The 5,459-nt window shown below is 60.4% G+C and carries 3 protein-coding genes; 1 reads left to right on the top strand and 2 read right to left on the bottom strand.

The window, feature by feature from the left end; translation table 11 throughout:
• Positions 1 to 471: 471 nt before the first annotated feature.
• Both ACW9HW_RS28530 and ACW9HW_RS28525 read right to left on the bottom strand, forming a co-directional pair.
• Positions 472 to 3,537, bottom strand: coding sequence for an efflux RND transporter permease subunit (locus tag ACW9HW_RS28530; protein WP_457402659.1), 3,066 nt, complete (start codon positions 3,535 to 3,537; stop codon positions 472 to 474).
• A gap of 6 nt (positions 3,538 to 3,543) precedes the next feature.
• Positions 3,544 to 4,644: an efflux RND transporter periplasmic adaptor subunit gene (locus ACW9HW_RS28525; RefSeq protein WP_095197112.1), complete on the bottom strand. Its 1,101-nt coding sequence runs from the start codon at positions 4,642 to 4,644 to the stop codon at positions 3,544 to 3,546.
• Between the two features lie 93 nt (positions 4,645 to 4,737).
• On the opposite strand from ACW9HW_RS28525, the gene ACW9HW_RS28520 reads away from it, so the two are divergent.
• Positions 4,738 to 5,376 carry a TetR/AcrR family transcriptional regulator gene (locus ACW9HW_RS28520; protein ID WP_457402657.1) on the top strand — a complete coding sequence of 213 codons (639 nt, stop codon included), beginning with the start codon at positions 4,738 to 4,740 and terminating at the stop codon, positions 5,374 to 5,376.
• The last annotated feature ends 83 nt before the right edge of the window (positions 5,377 to 5,459 follow it).

The following is a 5,459-nucleotide window of genomic DNA, read 5'->3' as shown; positions in this document are numbered from 1 at the left end:
AGAGCAAGAGCAAGAGCAAGAGCAAGAGCAAGAGCAAGAGCAAGAGCAAGAGCAAGAGCAAAAGCAAACCACAAACACCACCCCCGCTCTTCACCACTCATCAGGCCGAGCGTTAGCTCGCCTTAAGCTCTTGATCTTGATCCACCCGCCCCTTCGGGAGGCTGAGTGGAGGCGTTCATCCGGGGATTGGCGCGCAGCGCCGTTCGACGCAGTCGAACCCATTGCATGTAGGTGCAGCGAAGCCAACCGGAGGGCAATGCCCCCGGATGAATGCCGGAGCGAAGGAACCCCGAGCCCTGGCGAGGGGCCGGACGCTCGGGGCGAGCGTTTTTTTGGTTACTTTTTTTAGGCGCTTGTAAAAAAAGTGACTCGCCGTAAGGGCGAAACCATAAGTGGCCGTTACCGCAGAAACGGATATGTACTCGATCAATCAGGAGCTTGGTCGGCCCGAAGGCCGCCAAGTCCAGCCACTCAAGCCGGCTCTTTTTTGACCCTGAACCACGCCGCATACAAAGCAGGCAGGAACAACAGCGTCAAAGCCGTAGCCACAATCAACCCACCCATGATCGCCACCGCCATCGGCCCGAAAAACACACTGCGCGACAACGGAATCATCGCCAGAACCGCGGCCAGTGCCGTCAGCACAATCGGCCTGAACCGCCGCACCGTGGCCTCGATGATCGCCTGCCAAGGCTTGAGCCCGGCAGCGATGTCCTGCTCGATCTGATCCACCAGAATCACCGAGTTGCGCATGATCATCCCCGACAAGGCGATGGTCCCGAGCATGGCGACAAAACCGAACGGCTGACGGAACACCATCAGGAACAGCGTCACCCCGATCAACCCCAACGGCGCCGTCAGAAACACCATCACCGTGCGTGAGAAACTGCGCAGTTGCAGCATCAGCAATGTCAGCACCACCACGATGAACAGCGGCACACCGGCCTTTACCGAGTTCTGCCCGCGCGCGGAATCTTCCACGGTGCCGCCGACATCCAGCAAGTAGCCGTCCGGCAATTCGGCGCGGATCGGATCGAGGGTCGGCATGATTTGCTGCACCAGCGTCGCCGGTTGTTCCTTGCCATAGATGTCGGCGCGCACGGTCACGTTGGGCAGGCGGTTACGGTGCCAGATCACACCTTCTTCAAAGCCGTATTCCAGGGTCGCGATCTGCGACAGGGCGACGCTGCGACCGTTGTCGGTCGGTACCGCCAGGCTCGGCAGCAACGACAGTTCGGTGCGTTCATGCAAGGTGCCGCGCAACAGGATCTCGATCAATTCGTTGTCTTCGCGATACTGGCTGACGCTGGAACCGGTCAGCGAGCTTTGCAGGAACCTCGACAGGTTCGCCGTGCTTACGCCCAGTGCCCGGGCGCGGTCCTGGTCGACATTCAGGTACACAACCTTGCTCGGCTCTTCCCAGTCCAGGTGGACGTTGGCCACGTGCGGGTTTTCACGAACCTTGGCCGCGACTTTGCGGGCCAGTGCGCGGACTTCTTCGATGTGTTCACCGGTCACCCGGAACTGCACGGGATAACCAACCGGCGGGCCGTTTTCCAGGCGCGTGACCCGCGAGCGCAGAGCCGGGAATTGTTCGTTGAGCGTGGCGATCAACCAGGTGCGCAAGGTTTCGCGCTCCTCGATGGTCTTCGCCAGCACCACGAATTGGGCGAAGCTCGCTGCCGGCAGTTGCTGATCCAGCGGCAGGTAAAAACGCGGCGAACCGGTGCCGACGTAAGCCACATAGTTGTCGATCCCGGCCTTGTCCTTGAGCAGCGTTTCGAGGCGTTTGACCTCCTCGGCGGTGTTGCTCAGGGAAGCGCCTTCGGCCAGCTTCAGATCGACCATCAACTCCAGTCGGCCCGACGCCGGGAAAAATTGCTGCGGCACAAAACGGAACAGGACCACGGAGGCGACGAATAAAATCACCGTCGCCGCGATCACGGTTTTGCGTCGACGCACGCACCACTCCACCAGCCGCCGGACCCGTTCATAAAACGGAGTGCCATAAGGGTCTGGCTGATCAGCCCCGTGTTTGGCCGCGTGAATTTTCGCCAGATCCGGCAGGAGTTTTTCCCCGAGATACGGTACGAACACCACCGCCGCCACCCACGACGCCAGCAGCGCGATGGTCACCACCTGGAAGATCGAGCGGGTGTATTCGCCGGTGCCCGATTGCGCGGTGGCGATCGGCAGAAACCCGGCCGCAGTGATCAGCGTACCGGTGAGCATAGGGAACGCCGTGCTGGTCCAGGCATAGCTCGCCGCCTTGACCCGGTCGAAGCCCTGCTCCATTTTGATCGCCATCATTTCCACGGCGATGATCGCGTCGTCCACCAGCAAGCCCAGCGCCAGCACCAGCGCGCCGAGGGAAATCTTGTGCAGGCCGATGCCGAGGTAATACATGGTGGCGAAGGTCATCGCCAACACCAGCGGAATCGCCAGGGCGACCACCATGCCGGTGCGCACACCCAGGGAGAAAAAGCTCACCAGCAACACAATCGCCAGGGCCTCCACCAATACCCGGACGAATTCGCCGACACCGGTTTTCACCGCTGCCGGTTGGTCGGAAACCTTGCGCAGCTGCATGCCGGCCGGAAGGTTTTTCTGGATGCGGGCGAATTCGATTTCCAGGGCTTTGCCCAAGACAAGAATGTCGCCGCCGTCCTTCATGGCCACGGCCAGTCCGATAGCGTCCTCAGCCATGAAGCGCATGCGCGGCGCCGGTGGATCGTTGAAACCACGGCGCACGTCGGCCACATCGGAGATGCGGAAGGTGCGATCCCCGACGCGGATCGGAAAGTTTTTTATCTCGTCGACAGTCTGAAAATTCCCTGAGACCCGCAACTGCAATCGCTCGCTGCTGGTTTCGAAGAAGCCGGCGGTGGACACCGCGTTCTGTTCCTCAAGCGCCTGCTGCACCACGGCCAGCGGCAAACCCAGGGTCGCCAGCTTGACGTTGGACAGCTCGATCCAGATTTTTTCATCCTGCAAGCCGAGCAGGTCGACCTTACCCACATCCTTGACCCGTTGCAGCTGGATCTGGATGCGGTCGGCGTAATCCTTGAGCACGGCGTAGTCGAACCCGTCGCCGGTCAAGGCGTAGATATTGCCGAAGGTGGTGCCGAATTCATCGTTGAAGAACGGCCCCTGAATACCCGGCGGCAGGGTGTGACGGATGTCGCTGACCTTCTTGCGCACCTGATACCAGAGTTCCGGGATGTCCACCGAGTGCATGGAATCGCGGGCAATGAACGTCACCTGGGATTCACCCGGGCGCGAGAACGACACGATGCGTTCGTACTCGCCGGTTTCCATCAGCTTCTTTTCAATGCGTTCGGTGACCTGGCGCGAAACTTCCTGCGCCGTGGCGCCCGGCCAGTTGGTACGGATCACCATGGCCTTGAAGGTAAACGGCGGGTCTTCGCTTTGGCCGAGCTTGGTGTAGGACAGTGCGCCAACGATGGCCAGCAACAGCATCAGGAACAGTACGATCTGGCGATTACGCAACGCCCATTCGGAAAGATTGAAGCCCATCGGGGATTACTCCTTGTCCGCCAGATTGACCACGCGGTTGGAGCGATCCACCGGGCGCACCTGCTGCCCGTCGAGAAGCACATGGACGCCAGCGGCCACCACCCAGTCGCTGGCGTTGAGGCCTTCAAGCACCGGAACGGTTTTCTCACCAAAAGCGCCGACCCGCACCGGGGTCTTCTTCAGAGTGTTATTGGCGCTGACGACCCAGACGTAGGTCACGCCGTTTTCCGCGGTCAGCGCTGACAGCGGTACCGACAGCGGAACCACTTCGGCGGACTGTACGAACACCCGGGCGCTCTGGCCCAGTTCGGCGGGGACTTTACCACCGGTAAACGCGATGCGGGCAGCGAAAGTGCGGGACTTCGGATCGGCAGAAGGAGACAGTTCGCGAATTTTCCCGGCGAAGCGCTGATCCGGCTGCGTCCACAACTCCACCGACACTGGCTGGCCGACCTTGAAGCGACCGAAGTTCTGCTCCGGCAGGCTGATCGACACTTCACGCTCACCATCAGTAGCCAGGGTGAACACCGTTTGCCCGGCAGCCACCACCTGCCCGACTTCCACCGCACGCTTGGCTACGACGCCGTCCTGCGGTGCACGCAATACCGCGTAGCTGGCCTGGTTACTGGACACGTTGAATTCGGCTTTGATCTGCTTGAGACGGGCTTCGCCGGAACGGTAAAGATTTTCATGATTGTCGTACTGCGAGCGGCTGACCAACTGACGCTCCATCAGCGTTTTGTAACGGTCGCGCTCGGCGCGCACCATATTCAGATTGGCTTCGGCGGCCGCGACCTGGGCGCGGGTGGCCTCCAGTTGCAGACGCACATCTTGCGGATCGAGCTCAGCCAAGGGCTGATCGGCCTTGACCCGCTGCCCTTCTTCGACCAGTCGTCGGCTGACTTTGCCGCCGATGCGGAATGCCAGGTCGGGCTCATAGCGGGCGCGAACTTCGCCGGGATAGCTTTCCGTCGCTTGGGCCGAAGGCTCTGGCTGCACCACCATGGCCGGGCGAACGCTGGTTTGGGGAGCCTCTTCGTGACCACACGCCGTCAATAAAAACGCCAGGGTGACTGGCAACGCGAGGGGCAAGGCATAGCGGAACATGGTGAAGGACCTTTCGCTAATGGTGCTTGGAATAATTATACTGACCAGTATGTTATTAATAGCAAACTCACCAGTCCAGTAATAAAAGCGCATATGCCGAACAATCTTTCAGCACCCAGCGGACCCGGCCGCCCCAAGGATCTGGCCAAGCGCCAGGCGATCCTCGACGCGGCGAAGACGCTGTTTTTGACCAAGGGATATGCCAACACCAGCATGGATGCTGTCGCCACGCAGGCCAATGTGTCGAAGCTCACGGTCTACAGCCATTTCAACGACAAGGAGACGCTGTTCTCCGCCGCCGTGGTGGCCAAGTGCGAAGAGCAACTGCCGACGCTGTTTTTCGAATTGCCGGACGGCGTGGCGGTGAAAACCGTGCTGCTGAACATCGCCCGCGGTTTTCACCTGCTGATTAACAGTGACGAGTCGGTGAACCTGCACCGCTTGATCATGACCTTGGGCAGCCAGGACCCGAAACTCTCGCTGATCTTCTTCGAGGCCGGCCCGGAGCGCATGCTGCACGGTATGGAGCGGTTGCTGAGCAAGGTCGATCAGAGTGGCGTACTACGTATCGATAAACCGCGCAATGCGGCGGAACACTTCTTCTGCCTGCTCAAGGGGGCGGCGAATTTCCGGTTGTTGTATGGCTGTGGCGAGCCATTGACCGGGGAAGCGGCGGAGAGTCATGTGCGGGAGGTTGTGGAGTTGTTTATGCGGGCTTACAGGCCGGATTAGCCTGACAAATTTCGACCGACTGGTCTGACGCCTTCGCGAGCAGGCTCGCTCCCACACTGGTTCTATGTCGTAGATCCCCTGTG

It is taken from the genome of Pseudomonas sp. SDO5532_S415, from assembly GCF_054071155.1.
The sequence above is the reverse complement of the archived record's forward strand: the minus strand, read 5'-3'. Positions and strand labels throughout refer to the sequence as shown.